The following is a 22,362-nucleotide window of genomic DNA, read 5'->3' on the forward strand; positions in this document are numbered from 1 at the left end:
CCCGCCTACTCCGTCGTTACCTGCTCCGCCTTCTTGGGGTCTAGTGAGGCCGCCATCGTGTGCCACGCCAGGCTGGCGCACTTGATGCGGTTGGGAAAGGCGCAGACCCCGGCCAGCGCCTCGAGCTCGCCGAGGCTGCCGGAGTCGAAGTCTTCCCCCGGCTCGCGCGTGACCATGCTGTGGAAGACCTCGAATAGCGCCCCTGCCTCCTCGACGGACTTGCCCTTCACGTTCTGCGTCATCATCGACGCCGACGATTGCGATATCGCGCACCCGACGCCCTGAAACGCCACGTCGGCGATGACCCCATCCGTGACCTTCAGAAACACCGACACCTGGTCGCCGCACAGCGGGTTATACCCATCGGCGGTGTTGCTCGCGTCCTCCATCGTCCGCTTGTTGCGCGGCCGGTTGTTGTGGTCCAGCACCAGCTCCTGGTACAGCTCGACAAGGTCACTCACTAGCTGAACACCTCAAAGGTCTTGTGGATGCCCTCCACCAGCGCGTCTATCTCGCCCCTGGTGTTGTAGAAGGCGAACGACGCCCGCGCCGTCGCCGGTATCTGGAACCGCTGCATCAGCGGCTGCGCGCAGTGGTGCCCCGTGCGAATGGCGATGCCCTGCGTGTCGAGCACCGTGCCAATGTCGTGCGGGTGGATGCCGTCCAGCACGAACGACAGCACGCCGGCCTTCTCCCGCGCCGTGCCGATAAGCCTCAGCCCCTCGATGGCCTGAAGCTGCTCCGTGCCGTATTCCAGCAGCTCATGCTCGTGCGCGGCCGCCCGCGCCAGCCCGACGCCGTTCACGTAGTCGATCGCCGCGCCGAGCCCGATCACCCCCGCGATGTGCGGCGTGCCCGCCTCGAACTTGTACGGCAGGTCGTTGTAGATGGTCTTCTCAAATGTGACCGACTTGATCTGCTCGCCGCCGCCCTGGTACGGGGGCATACTCTCCAGCCATTCGCGCTTGCCGTAGAGCACGCCGATGCCCGTCGGGCCGAAGAGCTTGTGGCCGGAGAAGGCGTAGAATTCGCAGTCCAGCTCCCGCACGTCGACCGGCAGGTGCGGCGTCGCCTGCGCGCCGTCCAGCAGCACCGGGATGCCGTGCGCATGGGCCAGCGCGACGATGTCCTTCACCGGGTTGATGGTGCCCAGCGCGTTGCTCATGTGCACAATCGAGACCAGCGCCGTCTGCGGGCCCAGCATGCTCTCGTACTCGTCCATGAGCAGCTCGCCGTCGTCGTTGATGGGCACTACCCGGAGGCGGCCGCCCTGTTGCTCGCACAGGATCTGCCACGGCACCACGTTGGAGTGGTGCTCCATGTTGGAGATGACCACCTCGCTGCCCTGCCCAACGCGCTGCGCCCCCAGCGTCTGCGCGACGAGGTTGATCCCCTCGGTAGTGCCCCGCGTGAAGACGATCTCCGCGTCCTCGGCCGCATTGATAAGCTGCCGCACCTTGCCGCGCGCGCCCTCGTATGCCTCCGTGGCCTCCTGGCTGAGCGTGTGCACGCCGCGATGGATGTTCGCGTTCATGCCCGTGTAGTACGCAGAGAGCGTGTCGATGACCACCTGCGGCTTCTGGCTCGTGGCCGCGCTGTCGAGGTAGACCAGCGGCTTGCCCCCGATCTCACGGCTGAGGATGGGGAAGTCCCTGCGGACGGCCTCGACGTCGAAGGGCATGGAGGTCATGCGGTCCTCCCCTGATGTCGAAGTGAAGCGGTGATGAGCTGCTCCAGGTGCACGCGCAAGGGCGTCAGCCCCACGTGTTCGAGCACCTCATTGGCGAAGCCATGCACCAGCATGCGGCGCGCCGCCGCCTCGTCGATGCCCCGGCTCTGCAGGTAGAAGAGCGCCCCGTCGTCGAGCTTCCCGCACGCCGCTCCGTGGCCGCAGCGGACGTCATCGGCGTAGATCCACAGCGCGGGCTTGGTGTCTACCTCCGCCTCGTCGGACAGCAGCAGGTTCTTGTCGGACTGCTTGGCGTTCGTCTTTTGCGCCGCCTGCCGCACGGTGATGCTCCCGTGGAAGACTCCGCGCGACTTGCCATTCAGCACGCCCTTGTACACCTGCTCGCTCGTTGTGTGCGGCGCGATGTGCTCGACCAGCACCTGGTTGTCGACGTGCTGGCCCTGGTTGGTCATGTAGAGGCCGTAGAGCGTGCACTCGCTCCCCTCGCCCTCCAGCGCGACGCTCAGCGTGTGCCGCGCGATTGCCCCGCCGAAGTCGAAGGCGCCCGACGTGAAGCGGCTGTTCCGCCCCAACCGTACCTGCGCCGACCCGACGTGGTACGCCGGCAGCGCCTGCTGCTGCAGTCGGCACGCGTCGAGCTGCGCCCCCTCGGCGAGGACGTACTCGGACACAGCATTGGTGAGCGAGATCGTGTCCGTCAGGCCGCCATAGCTCTCGATGACTGATGCCTTCGAGTTCCGGCCCATTGACACCAGCGTCCGTGGCTGCGTCACGGAGGACTGCCCCTCCGACGATGACAGGTAGATGAAGTGGATGGGCTCCTCCACAACGGTGTCGTGCGGCACGATGAGCGCCGCGCCGTCGCGCAGAAAGGCGGTGTTGAGCGCCGTGAAGCCGCTCTCGTCGTAGGGAGCGTAGTGCCCGAGGTGGTCGCGCACCAGGTGCGGGTGGAGAGCCATCGCCTTGGCGAGGCTCGTGACCGTCACCTGTGGCGGGAGCGTCGGCATCGAGGTCAGCGACGGCACCCAGTGCCCGTCCACGAAGACCATGCGGTTCCACACGGAGCCGCCCATGATGTGCTGGTCCAGCGCATCGGTTGCCACGCGCACCGGCGCCGCCGGCGCAAGGTCGTCGAAGGCCGCGTTCGCGATGGGCCCGATGTCCGTGTACTTCCACGCCTCGTTGCCGCGCCGCGCCGTCGGAAACCCGACCTCCTCGAACTTCGCGATGGCCGACTCCCGCAGCGCGTGCAGCTCGGCGGGCACGGCGGACGACGACGGCCCAATGACGGCGTTCCACGCCTCCACGTACCGTCGCTCCAGGGTTGCTGCCTGCTGCGTCATGCCTTCCCGGTCCCCCGCGATTAGCTCTGGGCCTGCAGGACCTCGTCCTGCCCCTCGTAGCCCTCCGCCTCGATCTCCTCGGCCAGCTCCATGCCGCCCGTCCGCACGATGCGGCCGTTCATCAGCACGTTCACCACGTCCGGCGCCACGAGGTTCAGGATGCGCTGGTAGTGGGTGATGAGGATGACCGACCGCTCCGGGCTCCGCAGTTGGTTGATGCCGTCGGCCACCAGCCGCAGCGAGTCCACGTCGAGCCCCGAGTCCGGCTCGTCCAGGATGGAGAGGCGGGGCTCCAGCATCGCCATCTGCAGGATCTCGTTGCGCTTCTTCTCGCCGCCGGAGAAGCCGTCGTTGACGCTCCGCTTCAGCATGGTCGGCTCCATGTTGACGATGCTGGCCTTCTGCTGCAGCAGCCGGTCGAACTGGATGGGGTCAAGCTCCTCCAGCCCCTTGCTCTTGTGGATGGCGTTGTAGCCCGCGCGGAGGAACTGGTCCAACCGCACGCCGGGAATCTCGACGGGGTGCTGGAATTGGAGGAAGACCCCCGCGCGGGAGCGCTCCTCAGCCGGCATCGCCAGCAGGTCCACGCCGTCCAGGATCGCCTCGCCCGACTCCACGATGTACTGAGGGTGCCCGGCGAGCACGTTGGACAGCGTGCTCTTGCCGGAGCCGTTGGGCCCCATGATGGCGTGCACCTCGCCCTGCTCCACCGTGAGGTTGATCCCGTTCAGGACTCTGTTGCCCCCAACGGAGGCGCTCAAATTGCGAATCTCAAGCATGTCACTCTACCGTTGTCTTGAATTTTCCCGCGCCCCAACCGTCATTCCCGCGCCCCCGACCGTCATTCCCGCGAAAGCGGGAATCCAGGAATGCCGGAAAGGACGGCCCCTTATGGTCGGGCGCTCCCTACCCCACAGACCCCTCCAGGCTGACCTCCAGCAGTCGCGTCGCCTCGATGGCGAACTCGAACGGAAGCTGCTGGAAGACCTCCTTGCAGAAGCCGTTGATGATGAGCGAGTTGGCGTCCTCCGACGACATGCCCCGCTGCTGGCAGTAGAAGAGCTGCTCCTCGCTCACCTTCGACGTGAAGGCCTCGTGCTCCAGGTGCGCCGAGCTGTTCTGCACCTCGACGTAGGGCGTCGTGTGCGCCCCGCACTGGTCGCCGATGAGCAGCGAGTCGCACTGCGTGAAGTTCCGGGCGTCCGCCGCACGGGGCATCACCTTCACCAGCCCGCGGTACGTGTTCTGCCCGTGCCCCGCCGAGATGCCCTTGGAGATGATCTTGCTGCGCGTGTTCTTGCCCAGGTGGACCATCTTGGTGCCCGTGTCCGCCTGCTGGTAGCCGCGCGTCAGCGCGACCGAGTAGAACTCGCCGATCGAGTTGTCGCCCTGCAGCAGCACGCTTGGGTACTTCCACGTAATCGCCGAGCCGGTCTCGACCTGCGTCCAGGAGATCTTCGAGTTGTCGCCCGCGCACTTGCCGCGCTTGGTCACGAAGTTGTAGATGCCCCCGACGCCGTTCTCGTCGCCCGGGTACCAGTTCTGGATGGTGGAGTACTTGATCTCCGCGTTCTCCATCGCGACGAGCTCCACCACGGCGGCATGGAGTTGGTTTGTGTCGCGCATTGGCGCGCTGCACCCCTCGAGGTAGCTGACGTAGGAGCCCTCCTCCGCGACGATGAGCGTCCGCTCAAACTGACCCGCCTCGGCGGCGTTGATGCGGAAGTAGGTGGAGAGCTCCAGCGGACACCGAACGCCCTTGGGGATGTAGCAGAAGGAACCGTCGGAGAAGACGGCCGAGTTGAGGGCGGCGTAGAAGTTGTCCGTGTACGGAACGACTGAGCCTAAGTACTTCCGTACGAGCTCCGGATGCTCCTGCACTGCCTCGTTGAACGACCCAAAGATGATGCCTTGCTTGCTCAGCGTCTCCTTGAACGTCGTCGCGACGGAAACGCTGTCGAACACCGCGTCCACCGCGACGCCCGCCAACCGCTTCTGCTCCTCCAGCGGGATCCCCAGCTTCTCGTACGTCGCCAGCAACTCCTTGTCGACGTCTTCGAGACTGGCTGGCTGGTCCTTCTTGGGAGCGGCGTAGTACACGCCGTCCGCGAAGTTGATGGGCGGGTAGTGGACGTTGGCCCACTTTGGCGACTGCTCCTTCTCAACTAGGGTGAGAAAGTGCCGGAAGGCCCGGAGCCGCCACTCCAGCATGAACTCCGGCTCCTGCTTCTTTGCCGAGATCCAGCGGATAGTGTCCTCGGTGAGCCCGCGGGGAGCGGTCTCCTCCTCGATGTCCGTGACGAACCCGTACTTGTACTCGGCCTGCGCCAGTGACTTGGGCGATACCATAGGCAGGACCCCTTCAATGGCAGTAGTAGACCAAAGTGGTCAAGAATCTACAGGTAGTGTACGGCGGGCGATTTGGGGGTGTCAACTTTGGTAGCGGCGGCCCCTTAACCTCGCTGGCGAGAGACGTCACGGAGTGGCGGGCGATGGAGCGTACTCTCGCGTCTCGGGGAACCGCACTCGCGCGTCTGCAAAAGCCAGCGCGATGTCTATAACTACGTGGAAGACAATGAGCGCTGTTGCTGTTGTCAATACTATGCCGTGCAACAGGAAGTCGTCGGCCGCAATCACTGCTTGCATCACCAGCATACCTGCGCCGGGCCACCCAAATAGCCACTCTACGACAACAAGTGTACTGATGAAGGCGGAAACTCCAGTGATTATGGAAGCGGGTGGTGCCATTGCAGCGATTCGAACTCCATGCCTCAGTATGGTCTTCCACTCCGACAACCCCTGCATTCGCGCAAACTTGACGTGCTCAGAATTCAACTGCTTGAGCATTGCGCAGCGCATGTATCGTAGCGCGCCCACGGTGGAGAGCGCTAGGACCGTGACTGGGAACACAGGGCTTGCGAATCCGTCCGCCTCGGGACCTAGTGACCACCCTATAAATCCGAAGAATACCAAGATGAACTGCATGGAAATGCAAAGGACTGGAATGCTCTGTGAATTAAGCAACAGCTTTTCCCCAACGTAACCAAGCGGAGTATGTAGTTTGACTGCGCTAATCAGCCCTATTCCAAGAGCAATGGGAACACCAATCCCCGCTGCCAGCCCTCCTAAGAAAAGGCTGTTAGGCAAACGTTGCCCGATAACTTCTATAACTCTTACGTCTTCTCTACTAAAGCCGAGTTCATCCACGGTAAAGCCGAGTTCACCCTTGATCAAATATCGAACGTATGTGTAGTACCCTTTGAAATACGATCCTTCTGAACCGAAAGGAACAAGTACCAGCCAGCGGTCTTCGGGGCAATGGAGGACATTGCAACGGAGATCCGGCGGGGCTAGATGGAATGCGCTGTAGAGGATGATAGTTACTCCGAAGATAGCAATGGTCCCGTAGAGTAATCGGACGATGGCGTACCGCAGCCAACGGAGCGCCTCGCGACTGTGCGCCTCATTCTCGCTCATACATCACCGTGCCCTCTTGAAGGGCTTCCCGGAGGACCGTGCCATAGACGTGCCCTCTGCGCCGGATCTCTTCCGGCGTGGTTACGATGATGTCCTTGGCGACAGGCATACCGCTCAGTGCCACACGTATGTCGACGGCAACGCCGTGCTTGTCCGGCGCCTCGTCCAGCACCACCAGCAGGTCGACGTCGCTGTCTTCCCTGGCCGTGCCTCGCGCCCGCGAGCCGAACAGCAGCACACGAAGCGGCCGGTGTCGCTCCACGATGCGCTCAACCATGGCGCCGATGATGGTGTCCGTCGTCATCACATGCCCCACACCCACATTCTAGCAGAACACCCCTCCCTTACGGCGGCCGCGAGAGGGGTGTCAATGTTGGCGCGGGCTGTGGTGAGCTACAACCCCTTGACCTCGCTCACCAGCGACGTCACAGACCGCCGCGCGTCGCCGAACAGCATCCGCGTGTTGTCCTTGAAGAACAGGTCGTTGTCGATGCCCGCGAAGCCCGGGCTCATGCTGCGCTTCAGGACGATAACGTGCTGCGCCTGGTCGACGTTCAGGATGGGCATGCCGTACACGGGGCTGTCCGGCTGGTCGCGCGCCGCCGGGTTCGTCACGTCGTTCGCGCCGATGACCACCGCGACGTCCGTGTTGCGGAAGTCGTCGTTGATCTCGTCGAGGTCGTAGAGCTCGTCGTAGGGGACGTTCGCCTCGGCCAGCAGCACGTTCATGTGCCCCGGCATGCGCCCCGCGACGGGGTGGATGGCGTACTTGACGCGCACGCCCTTGCCCTCCAGCAGGTCCGCCAGCTCCCGCACCTGGTGCTGCGCCTGCGCCACCGCGAGCCCGTAGCCCGGCACGAAGATGACCGAGCGCGCGTACGCCAGCATGACCGCAGCGTCCTCCGCGCCGACGGAGCGCGCCGTGCGCGTCTCCACGGCAACCGGCCCGCCCGCCGTCACCGCGCCGAACGCCCCGAAGACCACGTTCGCCAGCGAGCGGTTCATCGCCTTCGTCATGATGTTGGTCAGGATCAGGCCCGCCGCGCCCACCAGCGCGCCGCTCACAATGAGCGCCAGGTTGCCCAGCGCAAACCCCGCGGCAGCCGCGGCCACGCCCGAATATGAGTTCAGCAGCGAGATCACCACCGGCATGTCGGCCCCGCCGATGGGAATGACCAGCTGGATGCCCAGGATCAGGCTCAGGGCCACCAGCGCGTAGAAGACGTAGATGTTGAACTCGAAGCCCACCAGGTACACGATCATGCCCACGATGGCCAGGAACATGAGCCCGCTGACGATGTTCTGCAGCGGGTATGTGACGGGCCGGGTCGTCATCAGGTCCTGCAGCTTGGCGAATGCGATGAGGCTTCCCGTCAGGGTGACGAATCCGATGAGCACGCCCAGCATGATCGTTAGCTTGACGTGTCCTTCGACGCTGATGTCCCCGTCCCATATTCGCACGAACTCCGACACCGCGATGACCGCCGACGCGCCGCCGCCCACGCCGTTGAAGATTGCCACCATCTGCGGCATCGCCGTCATCTTGATGGTGCGCGCCAGCACGGCGCCGATGACCGCGCCGATGGCGATGCCAATCGCGATCATCTCGTAGTTCAGGACCTCTTCGTTCACCAGCGTCGCCACGATGGCGATGAACATGCCCAGTGCCGCGAGGAAGTTGCCGCGCCGCGCCGTCGCCGGCGACCCCAGCAGCTTGATGCCGAAGATGAACAGCACCGCAGACGCCAGGTAGACGTACTGGATGACAAGGTTGATGCCCTCAAACACCGCCATTACGCCCCCTCGCCCGGCCGGCGGCGGAACATCTGCAGCATCCGGTCAGTCACCATGAACCCGCCCACCACGTTGATCGTCGCCAGCACCAGCGCCGTGAACCCGAGCGCCACCGCGAGGTTGGCGTCCCGCGGCCCCACGACCACCATCGCGCCAATGATGGTGATGCCGGAAATGGCGTTGGCGCCCGACATGAGCGGCGTGTGCAACGTCGGCGGCACCTTCGTAATCACCTCGAAGCCGACGAAGATGGCCAGCACGAATATGTACAGCGCGATGACCAGTGGAATCCCGATTAGTGCACTCTCTACCATCTTCCCTGCGCCTTCTATCCAGATCCTGAAAGCAGCCCAAGCGTCGGGCCGTGAATGACCTCGCCGCCGTACGTGATGCAGCAGTCCTTGATGATGGCGTCCTCCCAGTCCAGCGTCAGCTCGCCGTCGCGGACCAGGTGCTGCAGCAGCGTCAGCATGTTGCGCGAGTACATCTGGCTGGAGACCACCGGCACCGACGAGGGCACGTCCAGCGGCCCGAGGATGGTGACGCCGTTCGCGATCACCGTTTCGCCCGGCTTCGTCAGCTCGCAGTTGCCGCCCGTCTCAGCCGCCAGGGCGATGATGACGGCGCCCGGCCGCATGTCCCGTACCATCGCCGCAGTGACCAGCTTCGGTGCGGATTGTCCCGGAATTGCCGCGGTCGAGATGATGAAGTCCGACGTCCGCGCGTGCTTGTGGATGAGGTCCTGTTCCAGGTTCTGGGCCTCTTCATTGAGCTGCTTCGCGTAGCCGCCCTCGTCCTCGATGTCCTCGGTGTGGATGGCCTCCTGGATGAACGTCGCGCCAAGGCTCTCCACCTGCTCCTTCACCACCGGCCGCACGTCGAAGGCCGCGACGACGGCCCCCAGCCGCCGCGACGTCGCGATGGCCTGCAGGCCCGCAACCCCCGCGCCCAGCACAAGACCCTTGGCCGGCGGCGTCGTGCCCGCGGCAGTCACCATCATCGGCAGGTAGATGCCCAGGGCCTCGGCTGCCATGATGGCCGCCTTGTAGCCCGCGATGGAGCTCATGGAGCTGAGCGCGTCCATGGACTGCGCCCGCGCAATGCGGGGAACGGCGTCCATGCTGAAGCTGGTGACGCCCATTTCAGCCAGGCCCTTCGCCATGGCCGGGTGGTAAAGAGGCTGCAGCAAGCCGATGAGGACTTCGCCGGAACGGAGCATGGAGGTCTCCGGCGGCTCATCCTCACCGCCGAATGTGGGCCGCTGCACCTTCACCAGGATGTCGGCCCCCTCGTACACCGCCGAGGCGCTGGAGACGATGGCGGCTCCGGCGTTCCGGTACGCCGCGTCCGCGAAGTGGGCGCCCAGTCCGGCGCCCTCCTCCACAATGACTTCCATCCCCGCGTCGGTCAGCTTGGCCACGGACTCCGGCACCAGCGCCACCCGCCGCTCGTTGGTTCTGACCTCCCTGGGAACGCCTACCTTCATGCAACTCCCTTGCGCGCCCGATGCTTCTGAGCGCACTCATCCAGTTTGAAATGCGGGGACTGCTAGCATTCTAGCCAATGCGCCACACCATGTGAAGTGTTGCACAAGCCCGATAGCGTCGGCCCTGAGTCAACAAAGGTTAAAACAACGTCCTCGGTGATAGTAGGTATACGCGTGCAATGTTCCCGGCGAGACCGGTCCTTCCCGGGATGCGTTTGACACGTCTACTGGGCGTTCCGTACCCTTTGCCTTTGAGCCGGACCCCCAATCCCGCCGTTCAGGATGGCCCGCCACCCGTCGTACTCGGCAACGGACCTCCACGCGCGGCGCCGGAAAGGCGGCGGATGCGCACCGCATCAGTTACCCAGAAGCGCCCAAGGATCTTCTACGGCTGGTACATCGTCGCCGCCAGCTTCACGTGCAACGTCTTCACATCGGGCGCTTACTGGCAGGGCTTCCAGGTCTTCTTCCTCCCCATCCTGCGAGAGTTCGGATGGTCGCGCGCCGCCCTCTCCGGCGCCTTTGCCCTCCGCCAGATCGAGACCGGCGCATTCGCCCCCATCCTGGGCTTCGTCGTCGACCGGATCGGCCCCAAGCCGGTCATCATATCCGGCGCCGTCCTCCTTGGTGTCGGCATGATCCTGATCTCCTATACTTTCTCCATTTGGAGCTTCTACCTCTTCTTCGCCGTCGCCTCCATCGGGGCCAGCGGCACCTCCCACGCCATCGGGTGGACCGTGGTCATCGTGCGATGGTTCCGCCGTCTCCGGGGGACCGCCCTGGGCATCGGCGTCTCCGGCCCCATCCTCACCGGCGCCGTCCTCTTCGTCCTCGCATGGTTCCTCGGCGAGGTCGGCTGGCGATGGACGATCCGCGGCACCGGCGTCGCCCTCATCCTCATCATCATCCCCCTGGCGATGCTCATCCGCATGAACCCCATCCAGCACGGCTGGCTGCCCGACGGCGACCGCCCGCGCAGCCCCGGCGATCCCGACATTGCGCCGGGGGACATCCAGGCGGTGCGGCAAGCGCGGCGTGCCCACCGGGCGGCCTTGGAGGACGACCAGGGCATGACCGCCAGCGTCGCCCTGCGGACGCGCTCCTTCTGGTTGGCCTCATCCGTCTTCATGGCGATGTTTCTCGGCACCAGCGCCCTGCAGGTGCACCAGGTGCCCCTGTTCGAGAGCAAGGGCTTCAGCACTGCCGAGGCCGCCGTCACCGTGTCGCTCGTCTTCCTGGCCAGCGGCGTCGGCCGCATCGGCGCGGGCTTTCTCGCCGACCTGTTTGAAGTCCGCTACGTGCTCGCGCTCATGGTCGGGATGCAAGCCCTCTCCTGGCTCTACCTGTTTGTGTACGGGACCACGGCGCTGTGGGCCGCGGTGCCCTTCACCATCTTCTACGGCGTCGCATTTGGCGCAATGGTGTCCGTGCGGCCCGTGCTGCTTGCCCAGCTCTTCGGCACACGGGCGCTCGGCTCGCTTGCCGGCATGCTCCAGGCGACTGCCCTCGCCTCTGGAACCGTTGGCCCGGTGTTCATGGGTTGGATTTTCGACATCAATCAGTCGTATGATGTGGCCGTCTTTACCTTCATCGTCACCACGGCCGCCGGACTCCCGATGGCGTGGGCCGTCCGCCCCACCGGCTCGCCGGCCGCGCGGCTCCGGCGCGCCCGGCGCCTCGGCGCCAGAATGCGAGGTTCACCATGAGCGGCGTGGTCATCCAGGTCAATCGAAAGCCGGAAACGCCCGGCCAGCACGGCCTCCCCAAGATCCCCGCCGACGCCGTCCGTGTTACTGCGAACGGGCTCGACGGCGACTACAACCGTTTCCGTACGTTCGCCAAGGGCGGCGACCCCGCCCGCGCCGTCATGATCATGCCCATCGAGATGCTGCACCAGCTCAACGCCGAGGGCTGGCCCGTCCACCCCGGCGACATGGGCGAGAACATCACGTCCCAAGGCATCCCCTACAACGACTTCACCATCGGCGCACGCTACCGGATTGGCGAGGCCGTCATCGAGATCGCCGAGCCGTGCCTCGCCTGTATGAACCTCGCCGCGCTGCCCTTCATCGGCCAGGAGCGCGGCCCCGCCTTCATCAAGACGCTCACCCGCATGGAGGGCAACGCCCTCTTCAACCGCCGCGGCTGGTACGCCGCCGTCGTCCGTGAGGGCATCGTCTCCCCAGGCGACGCCATCACGCCACTCCCCGCGCCCGCGCGCGCTTGACGCCCTCCACACTCGGTGCAATCATGCCTGAAACCGGCCAATAGGGCAGTTCCGCAGCCATTCGAAGGAGGTCAGTCATGGGTGGCTTCACTATCAGCAGGGTCGGACATGTGGGCGTGCAGGTCACGGACATGGACCGCTCCCTTGACTTCTACTGCAACAAGCTCGGCCTCACCCTCACCGGCCGGTGGCCCCGCGGCGAGATGGGCGACATGGCCTTCATCCGCTTCGGCGAGATGCACCATGACATCGTCCTCTTCACCCACCCGGACCACCCGCAGTCCGACAACCGCCGCATCGGCTACAACGCCCTCCAGCACATCGCCATGGAGATCGACTCCCGCGACGAGTGGCTCAAGGCCCTCTACGACCTCAAGAGGAAGGGCGTCGAGATCGTCAGCGGCCCCCTCGTCCACGGCGCCGAGGGCGACCCCCGCAACATCGGCGGCAGCGGCACCCGCTCCTTCTACTTCGAGGACCCCGACGGCAACTCCCTCGAACTCTACTGCGACATGATGCGTGTCCCCAACGGCGAGCCCTTCCCCCGCCCCGAGTACGCCGACGTCTGGACCCTGTAACCCACTCCCGCACACAACAGAGACCCTCGGCGAAACAACGCCGGGGGTCTCTCACTTTCAGTCACCGCAGCGAACCCGCCCTCCGTCCGCCCTGACCTCCAACTCGTCGTTTCTGCGAAGCCTGCCCCCTACCCCGATACGGGGGCAGGGGAACCCAGGCGGTGAGGTACGGGAGGGGTCCCCGCAGCGCACCCTCGCCACCCCACACCCTCATACCGGCGAATGCCGGTATCCAGAGGAGCTGCGGTGGGGGCGCGTAGGGGCGACCCTCCTGGTCGCCCGCCCTACAGCAGCGCCCGCGCGTGGCTCTCGAGCTGCGCCAGCGCCTCATCCCGCCCCGCAGTGTCTATCTGGATGACGACCCTGTCGACCCCGGCCTCTTCCAGCGCCCGAACGTGCTCGGGGTCCGGCGGCACCTGGTAGCACGTAACCTCCAGCGAGCGAGGGTCCCGCCCCGCCTCTTCCGCCAGCCGGTCCAGCTCCTTGCGCCCCTCGGCGACCCGCTCGGGCCGCGCCCGAAGCGGCAGCCACCCGTCGCCGTACTCGATCACCCGCTTGAACACGTTCCGCGCGCCGCCGCCGAGGATGATCGGCGGGTGCGGCCGCTGCACAGGTCTCGGGAACGAGACCACCTGGGGAAAGTCATAGAACTCCCCGTGGTACTCGCTGTACACCGTCGTCCACAGCTCCTTCATGGCCAGCACGGACTCCCGGCACTGCGCCCATCGCCGCGGAAAGTTGCCGCCCATGATCTCCGTCTCCTCCGTGATCCACCCCGCGCCGATGCCCATGATGAACCGCCCGCCGGAGATAAGGTCCAGCGTCGCCGCCTCCTTCGCGAGCAGCAGCGGGTTCCGCTCCGGCAGCAGCGTGACCCCCGTCGCCACCTTGAGCGTCGTCGTTGCCGCGGCGGCCGCCGCCAGCGTCACGTACGGGTCCACCACGTCGAAGTACTTCTTCGGCAGCTCCTCGTCCGTGCTGTCCGCAGGCACCTTCTGCGTCCGCTCCACCGGGATGATCGGGTGCTCCGGCGCCCACAGCGAGTCAAACCCAAGCTCCTCCGCCCGCGTAGCCAGCGTCACCACGTCGATGGAGTAGTCTGTCAGGAAGGACGACACGCCAATCTTCATACCCGAAGCCCAGCCTTTCCCGGTGAGGTTTACACGAGACTGCGCCACTATAGCAGTTGACGCTCGGCGGCGCAGGCAACCCTGCATATGTAAACAACAACAGGCCCCGCCCCCTGCGAGAGGGGACGGGGCCTGCGTTAGCGCCGTTCAGGGTCTACTTCTTGACGGCCTCGATGTTCTCCAGGTGAGTCCAGGTGCCGGTGATGGACCCCGGCCAGACCCAACCCGCAATGACTTCCTTGTTGATGACCGCCTCAGCGGGCAGCCAGAAGAGCGGGATGGAGATGAACTGGTCGAAGAAGATGTCGCCCATCTGACGCGCCAGGGCGTCAGCCTTCACGGGGTCAAGCGTCTGGATGAACTCGCCCATGATCCTGCTGCTCTCAAGGATCTCCACACCGCCGCCCCGTGGCGGGAAGGAGGTGTTGTAGACCTTCGGGCCGATGGTGATGTTGGAGCTCGTGCCGCCCATCGCGATTTCCCGCGTGTACTCGAAGTTGCGTCCGCGGGCGCGCCTTGTGGCCGTGTCCTCCGTGTACTGGTTGACCTTCACGCCGATGTCGGACCAGTAGCCGGCCATAATCTCGATGATGTCGTCAGCGCCCGCGTAGCGGGACAGCGGCGCCACGTTGATGTCGATCTCCAGCGGGTTGCTGGCGTCGTAGCCGGCCTCCGCCAGGAGTGCCTGAGCGGCATCCGGGTCGAAGCCGTACTTGGCCGGGAATTCCTGGACCCACCGCTCATTCCAACCGGGGCGGCCGGGGTTCAGGTGGTTAACCTGCATCAGCACACCCTTGTCGCCAAAGTACGCGCTGTTGATCTCATCGCGGTTGATGGCCCGGTTCAGCGCCTGCCGGACGCGAACGTCCAGGAAGGGGCTGCCGGTGTCCTGGTAGCCGGTGCCCTGCGCGGAGGCTTCATCCTCATACTGGCCGCGGAACTGGGCGAAGGCCCGGAGCGCGGTCACGTTGCCCCGGACGACGCCATAGCCGTCGGCCACTGCCTGCTGCAGGTTGTCCTCAGGGAGGTTGGTAAGGTGGACCTCACCGGTGAAGAGCGCGGCCAACCGAGTGGACGCCTCATTGATGAACTTGATCTCCAACTCCGGGAAGTCGGGGCTGAAGCGCCAGTGGTCAGGCGTCCGCTCGAAGACGATGTTCAGGGCCTGCTCGCGCTCCAGGTACTGGTAGGAGCCGGTGCCCGCAATCGGGTCGTCCTCGCCGATGACCACCGGGTCGCCCTCGGCCTCGTGGTGAGCCTTGGAGATGATCTCAAAGCCGCCCTGCAGCCGAGAGAACTGGGCGAAGAAGTTGCTGTCGTTGCGGGACAGCTTGATGATGACCTCGTAGTCACTGACCACGACGGCCTCGGGGGTAACTGTCTGGAAGTAGACCAGCTCGCCGTGGAGGCCGCCCTCGCGCTGGTGGTTCATCAGCGTGTGGACCACGTCCGCGGAGGTGAACTCACCCCAGTCGTCGTGGAACTGCACGCCCTCACGCAGCTTGAAGCGGACCTGCGGCCCTTCCTCGACCGCCCACTCCGTCGCCAGGCCGGGGATCATCTCGTCCGAGACCGGGTGGGAGTCCAGAAGGTACTCATACATCGGCTTGAGCTGCCACACCGTCGTCTGGCCAATGTGGCGGGTCTCGTTGCCCTCAGTCGATGGTGCCTCAAAGGCAGTGACCACGCGGTCCTCCACCGGCTCCATCATGGCGGGTTCTTCCGTCGTCATGGCGGGCGCGGCAGTTGGCTCCGCCGCTGCGGTCGTCGAGGTGTCGGTCGTGGTCGTTGTGGACGTCGACGTGTCGGTCTGCGGCGCGGCGGCTCCAGAGCCGCTGTCACCGTCGTCGCCATCCCCACCGCACGCCGCCACCATCATCATGGCTGCAATGAGCAACGCCACGACCAGCAGCAACCTCTTCGAGATATAACTGTCAACCATTAATTCTATTCTCCTTCTCCCCCCAAACAATTACTAGCGACCATTCTTTATGTCTGACCGTCAACTGTCAACAAGCTAACGTGTGATTACGGCCAGATCATAGCCGAAACCATGCAAAAGTGTTTAGAGGCGGGGCTGGCTTTTGGTCGCATTTTGTCTATAGACGCCGAAATGCGCCAATCGGTTCCCGCTACCAGAGCTGCTCGGAGGCCAGCCGCGCGCCCTCCGCGAGCGACGCCAGCTTCGCCCACACGATGCCCGGCTGCACGTTCGGCGCCGTGCTCGCAAACGTGCCGAAGCCGCAGTCCGAGCCTGCGATCACCCGCTCCTTGCCCACCACCTCGGCATACGCGACGATCCGCTGCGCCACCAGCTCCGGGTGCTCGATGAAGTTGGTCGTCGAGTCGATGACCCCGGGGATGACGGCCATGTCGTCCGGCAGCGGCACGTCCTTGAAGACCGCCCACTCGTGCGCGTGGCGCGGGTTGGCGCCCTCCATCGAAATAGCCCCGACGTTGGCCTTCAGCACCACCGGCAGGATGTCCCGAAGCGGCACGTCGCGGTGGTGCGGGCCCTCGTAGTTGCCCCAGCACAGGTGCAGCCGCACCCGGTCCGCCGGGATGCCGCTGATGGCGTGGTTCAGCGCCTCGACGTTGCCCTCGGCGATCTTGAGGAAGTCGGCGATGTCCAGGTCCGGGAAGCGCATGTGGCGGCTCATCGCCAGGTCCGGACAGTCCAGTTGCAACACGAACCCGGCCTCGACGATGGCCTCAAACTCCTGCTTCATCACGTCCGACAGCGTCGCCAGGTACTCCTCCCGCGTCGCGTAGTACTGGTTGCCGAGGAAGTGCGCGATGACGCCCGGCGACGCCGCCGTCAGGAACCCCTCCTCCGCCGGATTGGCCTCCAGCGCCGAGTTGAAGGTCGCGACGTCCCCCTGCACCGCGTCGGGGTCCTTCCACGCGACCGGGCCGTTGCACGCGGGCCGCTTCACCCTCGCCGCCAGCGGGACCGAGGCGTCGGGAAAGTCCGCCCAGTCCGCCCGGACGTTGACGGTCGCCTCCCCCTCGAAGCCCGTGAGCCGGTCCTTCACGTACGTTGAGTAGCCGATTTTGCCCTGCTCGCCGTCGCTGACCACGTCGACGCCCGCCTCGACTTGCTTCCGCACCGTCTCCGCCACGGCCTCCCTGACGGCCGCCGCCAGCGCTTCCGGGTCCGTCTCCTCGCCGTCGTCCTTCTTCAGCAGCATCTCCGCTAACTCCAGAGGCCGGGGCAGGCTGCCCGTATGCGTCGTCAGGATCCGGTCGACGCTGCGCTTCATGGCTCCCCCTAGAGCTGCTCGCCGTGCGGCAGCGGCTTCGATATCAGCTCCTCGATGCGCTCGATCATTTCGCTCTGGTCGTACGCACGCAGCATGTTCACGCGGTTGCGCGTGGGGTCGCCCGCGTGCCAGTACTCGTAGATGTCCTGCCGCATGCCGAAGGAGCTGGCGGCCAGCTCATGCGCGATGCGGTAGAGCCGCGACTTGTACTCCACGTCGACGTCCTTGCCCCTCATGTAAAGGTCCAGGTACTTGCGGATCTCCGGGTTGGCCAGGTCCGCCTCGCTCGGCTGCATGATCATGCCCGAGCCACTGACCTCCCGCATGAGCTGCACCATCCGTTGCGACGTGAACGCAAACCAGTTCTGCAACGCCGCCGCGCTGCCCGTGGGCTGCGCGCCGTCCTTGATGTACGTGGTCTCCTCCACCCCCGCCATGGCGTAGCGCCACAGCTCGCAGTACGAGACCATTTCGCCCAGCTTGGCGCCCACCTCGCGGAAGTCGTACACGCCGATGGCCTTCGCGATCATCGTCGTGACGGCCGTCATCAGCTTCATGCGGAAGTGCACTCGGGTCATGTTGGACCAACCGAGCAGGTTCAGCCCTCCCCCAAGTCCGGGCCCAAGGCCCGCGGGCGGCGGCTCGTAGAGCATGAACACCCGGTCCCACGGCACCAGCACGTTGTCGAAGAAGAGCATCGCGTCCTGCTCGTCGAGGGCGAGGAAGGGGTGGCCGTAGGTGCCTTGCCACATCCCGACGGGCTCCCGCACCAGCGTCTTCAACCCCGGCGTGCCGCTTGGGATCGAGAACGCCATGTAGAACTTCGGGTCCGCCCGCCGCGCAAACGTGGCCGACAGCGACACGTAGGTCTCATTCGTCATGTGCGCCGCGGTCGATAGCTGCTTCCCGCCCGTGACGATGATGCCCTCCTTGGTCTCCTCCACCACGTGCAGCGCCAGGTCCTCCTCCTTGACCGTCCGCCGCTCGTTCTGCGGCTGCAGGCTCCGGTCCACCTGCGGGTCGCCGAGGGCATGGGTCAGGAAGAGGTCGTTCTCGCGGCAGAGTTGGGTGTAGTTGATGATGTTCTCTCGGAAGTCGCAGTTGGGGTGCTTGATCTGCCCCAGCGCTTCCCGGCGGTTGTACAGCATCAGGATGTAGGGCGCCAGAATGTCCGGGCCCCTGCCGAGCTGCCCCCAGAGTTGCTCGTTCCACACCTCGCTGTTGCGCCGCTTCGCACGCGTCTGCTCCAGCGACTCCGGGATCATCCACGAGAGGCTCACGCGGTTGCCCGTGTCTGGCGACTCGTAGGTCATCAGGTCCCGGTACTCGTCCGTGTGCTGCAGGTCGTAGATCCGGGCCAACTCATTGATCATGGCAGCGAAGGCCGGCTCGGTCGTCACGTCGGCAACCTGCCTCCCGTCGAGGAATACCTCGCGCCCGTCCTGCAGGCTCTTGATGTACCGTTCCCCCGTCATTGCGCCTTCTGGTCGTTGCGTGTCCAAAACCATGGTTTTCTCCTTTGTCTGGTGCCCGAAAATTGTGCGGCAAGCATACGACAACGCGCAGGTGTTGTCACGGGAGGGGGTGTCTGATTTCGCCCTTCTGCAGGCCCACTGTTTCACCGGAGCGGGCCGGTGGGTACAATGGGTATGAGACAGGGCTTGGCGGCCGTCGACGACGCGAACAGGGAGCGTGGCAATGAAGGCATTGACCGCTGTGAGTGTGCTTTCCTCTGCGCGGCTTGCCGCTGCCGTCATGGGGCTTGCAGGCATAGCGGCCGGGATACTGTACGCCTTTGGAGGCGCCCTTTACGACACACTTGTGACCCTGGACTGGGTCACCTCTGCCGAGTCCGGCACATGGTCCACGCCCGGGCTTGGGTGGGGCACCGTGCTTGCCTTTGGCGCGCTCATCGGCATGCCCCTTATCTTCGGCGCCGCGGGGCTCGCCGCCGGCGCCGTCGGCGCGCTCCTGTACAACGTGGCCGCGCGGCGGATCGGCGGCATTGTGCTCCACTTCGACCAGCCCCGGTAGTTCCCGGCCCGCGCCGAGGTTGTGAGGGGCGAATGAGGAACTTGCGGGTGGTCTGTTACAATGGCAAAAGACTCAATCAATGAGGACAGGAATGGGCGTTTTTGTCTGGCCACTTCGCTTGGATAGCCTCGACGGTGAGCGGTCGCTGGAAGTCGAGGCGATGGTGGACACCGGGGCATCCTACACGATTGTGCCCGGGCGCTTGCTGGAGGGTTTGGGAGTGACGCCCATCGACAAGGTTCGGCTCACGCTTGCGGACGGCTCCCAGGTTGAATTCGAGCTCGGCGAGGCAATTGCAACCGTAAACGAACGGAGCATCTCCACCCTCGTAGCCTTTGGCGACGACAATGCCCGCTGCCTGCTGGGCGCCTACATCCTTGAGGGGCTGCGCCTGGCGGTCAACCCGGTTGATGGCAAGCTGGCGCCCGTCACCACCGCTTGGGCGTAGCAACCCTACGCGTTCACCTTCGGCAGCACCTCGTTCACCAGCATCTCCATAGACGCCCGCCACTGCTCCTCCGGCTGCCACTCGTGGCCCATCACCAGCAGCACCCCGAAGCCGCCCACGTACTTGTTCAGCTCGCTCAGCTTCTCCGCCACTTCGTCCGGCCCCCCGACGATCCACACGTTGTCCGCCATGTACTCCGCGTCGATCTCGCTGTCCGGCATATCGGGGTCCGCCTTCAGCCCGTTCAGCCCGCGCAGTTTCGGCAGCAGCCGCCGGAAGTAGTCCGTGAAGTCGCGGCCCAGCACCCCGTCGATGGCCTCCCGCCGCGCCTTCTTGCTGTTCTCGCCCACGTACACCTCGCGCGCGATCCGCCACGTCGAGCGGTCGGCCGTCCGGCCGGTCTCCGCCGCGCCGGTCTCGACGCCGTCCCAGTGCGTCTTGAGGATGCGCTGGTGCGCCAGGTTGATGCTCATCGGGATGTAGCCTCGCGCCCCCGCCAGTGTCAGCGTGTCGCTCTTCTCCGAGACCCCCGCCATGCCGATGGGCGGGTGCGGCTGCTGGTACGGCTTCACGTGGAATCGCAGCGCGATGTCCTCCTGCGGCTCCGGCACGGTGAACCGCCAGTACTTCGACTCGTACAGCCCCGGCTTCGGGTCGTCCCAGAGCTGCAGCACCAGGTCCACAGCCTCGCGCGTCATCCCCCGGTGCTCGCCCGTCGCCGGCACGAAGCCGAACACGTCGAAGTCGCCCGGGAACCCGCCGGACCCGACGCCCCAGTGGAAGCGCCCCTTCGCCATGTGGTCGAGCTGCGCCACCCGGTGCGCGATCACAAACGGGTTGTGGTTCGGCATGCACGTGACGCCCGTGCCGAGCACGATGTTCTCCGTCAGCGGCAGCGCCTGCGCGATGAACAAGTCGGGCGCCGGGATGTTCTCCCACGCCGTCGTGAAGTGCTCACCAATCCACGCCTCCCGGTACCCCAGCTTGTCGAGCGCGACAATCTGCTCCAGGTCGTCCTCCAGGGTCGCCGTCATGTTCGACCCCGGCGGGTGCATGGGCATGGTGAAGTACCCGATGTCCATCGCGCGTGACCTCCAATTTGCGAGTTCCTGCAAGCCCAGCAAGCGCCAGGGAGCCCGTCCGCCCTGACCCCCCTCCTCAATCCGACGAAGGGGCCTGTAGAAGCGTCGCCCGAACGGACTCCCCGTACACCCTATCCCTCATACCGGCGAATGCCGGTATCCAGAGGCGGGGTGATGGTCGTAGAGGCGGCCACACGGGTCGCCCACCCCCTTGCCCTACGAGGTAAAGAAGTCCAGCACGAGCTTGTTGAACTCGTCCGCCTTCTCCGTCGGCACCGCGTGCCCGCACTCCAGCACCACCAGCTGCGCGCCGGGGATGTTGGCCGCCGTCGTCTCGCCCATCTCCAGCGCGTTCACCTGGTCGTCCCTGCCCCAGATGACCAGCGTCGGCGCCTTGATGTGCTTCATGCGCCGCACGGTGTTGTACCGGGGGCGCGTCATCGGGTCGGTCATGTGCTTCATCACCTTGGCAAACGCCTCGCCGTGCTCCGGCAGCTCGATCTTCTTGATGAACGTCGCCGCCATCTCCTCCGGGTCCACTGTCCCCTCCGGGTAGCGCCGCGTCATCTGCTCGCGGATCGCCTCTGGCGCGGGCACCTTGAACTCGACCATGTTCTGCAGCGGCCGCGTCGCCGTCCCGCCGCCCGCCACGTTGACGAGCTTGTTCACCCGGTCCGGGCTCTCGTACGCCATCAGCGTGACGATCCACCCGCCCATCGAGTGCCCGACGAAGTTCGCCTTGTCGATCTCCAGCACGTCCATGAACTCCCGCACGTGGTCGACCAAGTACGCGAACGACATCTCCTGGTTGAACACGTCGCCCAGCCCCCAGTTCAGGCAGTCGATGGCGTAGACGTGCAGCTTCTCAGAGAGCGGCCCCATCGCCAGCGCCCAGTTCTCGCAGCCGCTCACCCAGCCCGCGCCGTGGAGCAGGATGGTGGGGTAGCCCTCACCCGCCTCCCAGTAGCGCGTCTTGCCGTGGCTCATTTCCAGATACTTTTCCGTCCATACCTTGGACACGGTGGTCATAGCATCCTCCAATGATGGTTTCCCATGGTCTTGCGCCATGATACCCGGACTTGGCGCGACTGCAAACCTACGCCCCGCCTGACACAGCTCGCCATACCGGCGAATGCCGGTATCCAGCGGTGGAAGTGTGGCCGGGCCGTAGCGGGCGGCTACAAGGGCCGCCCGCCCCTCCGTTCGTCCTGAGGGAAATCGAAGCCTGCCCTGAGGCTCTCGAAATGGGGCGAACACGGCGCCCCCTACGCCCCAAACCACCCCTTCCCCGTGATCAACCCCCGCAGGTATTCGATCTGCCCCGTGTGCTTCATCGTGTCCGAGCACACCCCGAGTATCGACCGCCACTTCGGCCGAAGATCGCCGCGCCCCGGGATGTAGTGCACCATCTCCTCCAGCTGCTCCTGCGACAGCGAGTTCACCCGCTCGATGAACGTCGTGTGCGCCGCCTCCGTGTACCCCCACAGCAGCTCCGGCGGCGGTCGGAACTCGGCCACCTGCTCCGTCGAGTCGCCGATGCCCGTCCGCTCGGCCGGGATGCCGAAGCGCTCGCACCAGCCGTCCCGGATCCACACCTGCTCCTCGCCCGTCACCAGGTGCCCCTGCCAGTCCTTCCACCGGTTCATGTGCCACGCCAGCCACGCGATGTTGTTGGTGTCACCCGTAGGCTGGTGGAACACCTGCTCGTCCGTCAGCCCGTCGACCGCGCGCTTGAGAGACCCGTTGGCGTAGTCCAACAGGATCGTCACGAAGTTCTGGATCGTCCCCGCGTTCTCGTCCGCCATGCCTT

Annotated in this window: 22 protein-coding genes; 5 read left to right on the forward strand and 17 right to left on the reverse strand. The window is 65.3% G+C overall.

Annotated elements, in window-relative coordinates:
• Window positions 1–5 precede the first annotated feature (5 nt).
• The 10 genes from OXC99_10195 to OXC99_10240 all read right to left on the reverse strand — a co-directional run bounded on the left by OXC99_10195 (window position 6) and on the right by OXC99_10240 (window position 9,790).
• Window positions 6–461 carry an SUF system NifU family Fe-S cluster assembly protein gene (locus tag OXC99_10195; GenBank protein ID MCY4625352.1) on the reverse strand — a complete coding sequence of 152 codons (456 nt, stop codon included), beginning with the start codon at window positions 459–461 and terminating at the stop codon, window positions 6–8.
• Window positions 461–1,690, reverse strand: a complete 1,230-nt coding sequence (locus OXC99_10200) for a cysteine desulfurase (GenBank protein ID MCY4625353.1) — start codon at window positions 1,688–1,690, stop codon at window positions 461–463. Before OXC99_10200 ends, OXC99_10195 begins: the two co-directional genes overlap by 1 nt.
• The gene (gene sufD / locus OXC99_10205) at window positions 1,687–3,033 is read right to left on the reverse strand and encodes a Fe-S cluster assembly protein SufD (protein ID MCY4625354.1); all 1,347 of its coding nucleotides are present in this window, start codon (window positions 3,031–3,033) and stop codon (window positions 1,687–1,689) included. Before sufD ends, OXC99_10200 begins: the two co-directional genes overlap by 4 nt.
• A gap of 20 nt (window positions 3,034–3,053) precedes the next feature.
• Window positions 3,054–3,812 carry a Fe-S cluster assembly ATPase SufC gene (gene sufC / locus OXC99_10210; GenBank protein MCY4625355.1) on the reverse strand — a complete coding sequence of 253 codons (759 nt, stop codon included), beginning with the start codon at window positions 3,810–3,812 and terminating at the stop codon, window positions 3,054–3,056.
• A gap of 127 nt (window positions 3,813–3,939) precedes the next feature.
• Window positions 3,940–5,382: a Fe-S cluster assembly protein SufB gene (sufB, locus tag OXC99_10215; protein ID MCY4625356.1), complete on the reverse strand. Its 1,443-nt coding sequence runs from the start codon at window positions 5,380–5,382 to the stop codon at window positions 3,940–3,942.
• Window positions 5,383–5,508: 126 nt separating this feature from the next.
• Complete coding sequence (locus OXC99_10220) at window positions 5,509–6,510, reverse strand: ABC transporter permease (protein ID MCY4625357.1); 1,002 nt, start codon at window positions 6,508–6,510, stop codon at window positions 5,509–5,511.
• Window positions 6,497–6,814: a nucleotidyltransferase domain-containing protein gene (locus OXC99_10225; GenBank protein MCY4625358.1), complete on the reverse strand. Its 318-nt coding sequence runs from the start codon at window positions 6,812–6,814 to the stop codon at window positions 6,497–6,499. The genes OXC99_10220 and OXC99_10225 overlap by 14 nt, the downstream gene beginning before the upstream one ends.
• An 89-nt stretch (window positions 6,815–6,903) precedes the next feature.
• Window positions 6,904–8,304 (reverse strand): NAD(P)(+) transhydrogenase (Re/Si-specific) subunit beta, encoded by a 1,401-nt coding sequence (locus OXC99_10230; GenBank protein ID MCY4625359.1) that lies wholly within the window; start codon window positions 8,302–8,304, stop codon window positions 6,904–6,906.
• Window positions 8,304–8,600: an NAD(P) transhydrogenase subunit alpha gene (locus tag OXC99_10235; GenBank protein ID MCY4625360.1), complete on the reverse strand. Its 297-nt coding sequence runs from the start codon at window positions 8,598–8,600 to the stop codon at window positions 8,304–8,306. The genes OXC99_10230 and OXC99_10235 overlap by 1 nt, the downstream gene beginning before the upstream one ends.
• A 32-nt stretch (window positions 8,601–8,632) precedes the next feature.
• Window positions 8,633–9,790 carry a Re/Si-specific NAD(P)(+) transhydrogenase subunit alpha gene (locus OXC99_10240; protein MCY4625361.1) on the reverse strand — a complete coding sequence of 386 codons (1,158 nt, stop codon included), beginning with the start codon at window positions 9,788–9,790 and terminating at the stop codon, window positions 8,633–8,635.
• Between the two features lie 344 nt (window positions 9,791–10,134).
• Between OXC99_10240 and OXC99_10245 the strand changes: the two genes are divergently transcribed.
• The 3 genes from OXC99_10245 to OXC99_10255 all read left to right on the forward strand — a co-directional run bounded on the left by OXC99_10245 (window position 10,135) and on the right by OXC99_10255 (window position 12,595).
• The gene (locus OXC99_10245) at window positions 10,135–11,496 is read left to right on the forward strand and encodes an MFS transporter (protein MCY4625362.1); all 1,362 of its coding nucleotides are present in this window, start codon (window positions 10,135–10,137) and stop codon (window positions 11,494–11,496) included.
• The gene (locus OXC99_10250) at window positions 11,493–12,017 is read left to right on the forward strand and encodes an MOSC domain-containing protein (GenBank protein MCY4625363.1); all 525 of its coding nucleotides are present in this window, start codon (window positions 11,493–11,495) and stop codon (window positions 12,015–12,017) included. The genes OXC99_10245 and OXC99_10250 overlap by 4 nt, the downstream gene beginning before the upstream one ends.
• A 77-nt stretch (window positions 12,018–12,094) precedes the next feature.
• Complete coding sequence (locus tag OXC99_10255; protein MCY4625364.1) at window positions 12,095–12,595, forward strand: VOC family protein; 501 nt, start codon at window positions 12,095–12,097, stop codon at window positions 12,593–12,595.
• A gap of 284 nt (window positions 12,596–12,879) precedes the next feature.
• Here the strand turns inward: OXC99_10255 and OXC99_10260 are convergent, their stop codons facing one another.
• The 4 genes from OXC99_10260 to OXC99_10275 all read right to left on the reverse strand — a co-directional run bounded on the left by OXC99_10260 (window position 12,880) and on the right by OXC99_10275 (window position 18,463).
• Complete coding sequence (locus tag OXC99_10260; GenBank protein ID MCY4625365.1) at window positions 12,880–13,725, reverse strand: TIGR03619 family F420-dependent LLM class oxidoreductase; 846 nt, start codon at window positions 13,723–13,725, stop codon at window positions 12,880–12,882.
• Window positions 13,726–13,879: 154 nt separating this feature from the next.
• Entirely contained in the window at window positions 13,880–15,667 is a 1,788-nt protein-coding gene (locus OXC99_10265) for an ABC transporter substrate-binding protein (GenBank protein ID MCY4625366.1), read from the reverse strand.
• Between the two features lie 190 nt (window positions 15,668–15,857).
• Window positions 15,858–16,988 carry a cobalamin-independent methionine synthase II family protein gene (locus OXC99_10270; GenBank protein ID MCY4625367.1) on the reverse strand — a complete coding sequence of 377 codons (1,131 nt, stop codon included), beginning with the start codon at window positions 16,986–16,988 and terminating at the stop codon, window positions 15,858–15,860.
• A gap of 8 nt (window positions 16,989–16,996) precedes the next feature.
• The gene (locus OXC99_10275; protein ID MCY4625368.1) at window positions 16,997–18,463 is read right to left on the reverse strand and encodes a 4-hydroxyphenylacetate 3-hydroxylase; all 1,467 of its coding nucleotides are present in this window, start codon (window positions 18,461–18,463) and stop codon (window positions 16,997–16,999) included.
• Window positions 18,464–18,686: 223 nt separating this feature from the next.
• On the opposite strand from OXC99_10275, the gene OXC99_10280 reads away from it, so the two are divergent.
• Both OXC99_10280 and OXC99_10285 read left to right on the forward strand, forming a co-directional pair.
• A complete protein-coding gene (locus OXC99_10280) occupies window positions 18,687–19,022 on the forward strand; it encodes a hypothetical protein (protein MCY4625369.1) in 336 nt (111 codons plus the stop codon).
• Window positions 19,023–19,113: 91 nt separating this feature from the next.
• Window positions 19,114–19,470, forward strand: a complete 357-nt coding sequence (locus OXC99_10285; protein ID MCY4625370.1) for a retroviral-like aspartic protease family protein — start codon at window positions 19,114–19,116, stop codon at window positions 19,468–19,470.
• Window positions 19,471–19,475: 5 nt separating this feature from the next.
• Here OXC99_10285 and OXC99_10290 read toward each other — a convergent pair whose 3' ends face one another.
• The 3 genes from OXC99_10290 to OXC99_10300 form a co-directional block, all read right to left on the reverse strand.
• Complete coding sequence (locus OXC99_10290) at window positions 19,476–20,552, reverse strand: LLM class flavin-dependent oxidoreductase (GenBank protein MCY4625371.1); 1,077 nt, start codon at window positions 20,550–20,552, stop codon at window positions 19,476–19,478.
• Between the two features lie 216 nt (window positions 20,553–20,768).
• On the reverse strand, window positions 20,769–21,581 hold the full coding sequence (locus OXC99_10295) for an alpha/beta hydrolase (GenBank protein ID MCY4625372.1): 813 nt from the start codon (window positions 21,579–21,581) through the stop codon (window positions 20,769–20,771).
• A 236-nt stretch (window positions 21,582–21,817) separates the two neighbouring features.
• Complete coding sequence (locus OXC99_10300) at window positions 21,818–22,357, reverse strand: DUF664 domain-containing protein (GenBank protein ID MCY4625373.1); 540 nt, start codon at window positions 22,355–22,357, stop codon at window positions 21,818–21,820.
• Between the last annotated feature and the right edge of the window lie 5 nt (window positions 22,358–22,362).

The sequence above is a fragment of the Chloroflexota bacterium genome (genome assembly GCA_026713825.1).
Classification (GTDB): Bacteria; Chloroflexota; Dehalococcoidia; order Lucifugimonadales; family UBA1127; genus UBA1127.

Excerpts from the sequence above, each read along its gene's own strand:
- OXC99_10200 (MCY4625353.1), bottom strand. The coding sequence starts at position 1,690 with ATGACCTCCATGCCCTTCGACGTCGAGGCCGTCCGCAGGGACTTCCCC.
- sufD (MCY4625354.1), bottom strand. The coding sequence starts at position 3,033 with ATGACGCAGCAGGCAGCAACCCTGGAGCGACGGTACGTGGAGGCGTGG.
- sufC (MCY4625355.1), bottom strand. The coding sequence starts at position 3,812 with ATGCTTGAGATTCGCAATTTGAGCGCCTCCGTTGGGGGCAACAGAGTC.
- sufB (MCY4625356.1), bottom strand. The coding sequence starts at position 5,382 with ATGGTATCGCCCAAGTCACTGGCGCAGGCCGAGTACAAGTACGGGTTC.
- OXC99_10220 (MCY4625357.1), bottom strand. The coding sequence starts at position 6,510 with ATGAGCGAGAATGAGGCGCACAGTCGCGAGGCGCTCCGTTGGCTGCGG.
- OXC99_10225 (MCY4625358.1), bottom strand. The coding sequence starts at position 6,814 with ATGACGACGGACACCATCATCGGCGCCATGGTTGAGCGCATCGTGGAG.
- OXC99_10230 (MCY4625359.1), bottom strand. The coding sequence starts at position 8,304 with ATGGCGGTGTTTGAGGGCATCAACCTTGTCATCCAGTACGTCTACCTG.
- OXC99_10240 (MCY4625361.1), bottom strand. The coding sequence starts at position 9,790 with ATGAAGGTAGGCGTTCCCAGGGAGGTCAGAACCAACGAGCGGCGGGTG.
- OXC99_10245 (MCY4625362.1), top strand. The coding sequence starts at position 10,135 with ATGCGCACCGCATCAGTTACCCAGAAGCGCCCAAGGATCTTCTACGGC.
- OXC99_10250 (MCY4625363.1), top strand. The coding sequence starts at position 11,493 with ATGAGCGGCGTGGTCATCCAGGTCAATCGAAAGCCGGAAACGCCCGGC.
- OXC99_10255 (MCY4625364.1), top strand. The coding sequence starts at position 12,095 with ATGGGTGGCTTCACTATCAGCAGGGTCGGACATGTGGGCGTGCAGGTC.
- OXC99_10260 (MCY4625365.1), bottom strand. The coding sequence starts at position 13,725 with ATGAAGATTGGCGTGTCGTCCTTCCTGACAGACTACTCCATCGACGTG.
- OXC99_10265 (MCY4625366.1), bottom strand. The coding sequence starts at position 15,667 with ATGGTTGACAGTTATATCTCGAAGAGGTTGCTGCTGGTCGTGGCGTTG.
- OXC99_10270 (MCY4625367.1), bottom strand. The coding sequence starts at position 16,988 with ATGAAGCGCAGCGTCGACCGGATCCTGACGACGCATACGGGCAGCCTG.
- OXC99_10275 (MCY4625368.1), bottom strand. The coding sequence starts at position 18,463 with ATGACGGGGGAACGGTACATCAAGAGCCTGCAGGACGGGCGCGAGGTA.
- OXC99_10280 (MCY4625369.1), top strand. The coding sequence starts at position 18,687 with ATGAAGGCATTGACCGCTGTGAGTGTGCTTTCCTCTGCGCGGCTTGCC.
- OXC99_10285 (MCY4625370.1), top strand. The coding sequence starts at position 19,114 with ATGGGCGTTTTTGTCTGGCCACTTCGCTTGGATAGCCTCGACGGTGAG.
- OXC99_10290 (MCY4625371.1), bottom strand. The coding sequence starts at position 20,552 with ATGGACATCGGGTACTTCACCATGCCCATGCACCCGCCGGGGTCGAAC.
- OXC99_10295 (MCY4625372.1), bottom strand. The coding sequence starts at position 21,581 with ATGACCACCGTGTCCAAGGTATGGACGGAAAAGTATCTGGAAATGAGC.
- OXC99_10300 (MCY4625373.1), bottom strand. The coding sequence starts at position 22,357 with ATGGCGGACGAGAACGCGGGGACGATCCAGAACTTCGTGACGATCCTG.